The sequence below is a fragment of the Amycolatopsis sp. SID8362 genome (assembly GCF_010550475.1).
GTDB lineage: Bacteria > Actinomycetota > Actinomycetes > Mycobacteriales > Pseudonocardiaceae > Amycolatopsis > Amycolatopsis eburnea.
On sequence record NZ_JAAGNB010000165.1, the window covers coordinates 1 to 817 of the forward strand.

Here is an 817-nt window from a genome sequence, read left to right on the forward strand (position 1 = left end):
CTGCACCCAGCTCACCCGGCCACGGCCGACCCGGCCATCCCCGGCCCGCACCCAGCCCACCCGGCCACCGCCGGCCCGACCACACCCAGCCCAGCCACCCTCGGCCTGCACCCAACCCGCCCGGCCACCGCCGGCACGGCCATCGCCGACCCGGCCACACCCAGCCCAGCCACTCCCGGCTCGCACCCAGCCCACCCACACACAACGCACCCCAGCGCGACCGGGCCGACCGCAACCATCCCGATCGCACCCCGCCCGGCCACCGCCACCCCGATCACCGGCACTCCCGCCACGACCGCCCCCACCGCAGCCGGCCTCGGCGCCGCTGTCCCGCCCGGTGTCGTTGCCCCCGACCCGAGCGAGAACCCCGCCGCCACGCCGTTCGGCGGCCTCCAGCACGATCCCGCCACCGCCGGGGTCACCGCTTTCCGGCTTGCCGTGCGCGGCGAGCACCGGGGCACCGTTGTCGACCTTGCCGCGCAGGCGCTTGTCGTGCGGGAGGAAGCGCCCCTCATGCCGCGGATCGCCGCCTGCCGGGCCTTGGTCTTCGCAGGCGCCCTCGAAGATGCCACCGATGCGCTGACCGCCGTCGTCTCGGCCGCGCGGCGGCGGGGGGTGCGGGCCGCCGGGGCTCAGGCGCTGGTGCTGCGGGCCGTGGTCGCGCTGCGGGATGATCGGGCCGAGGAGGCTCTTCGGGATCTCGCCGCCGCTGATCGGGAGCTGCCGGTGCGGTGCTGGCATCCGCTCGCCGTGCCGGTGCGGGCCGCTGTCGAGATCGTCGCGCAGTTGCGGCTCGGGCGGCTCGAGCACGCCCGGC

Annotated in this window: 1 protein-coding gene; it reads left to right on the plus strand. The window is 77.5% G+C overall.

Features of this window, described 5'->3' with window-relative positions; all coding sequences use genetic code 11:
* Positions 1-438: 438 nt before the first annotated feature.
* On the plus strand, positions 439-817 hold a 379-nt coding region (locus tag G3I65_RS05935), incomplete at its 3' end, for a hypothetical protein (protein ID WP_203612291.1).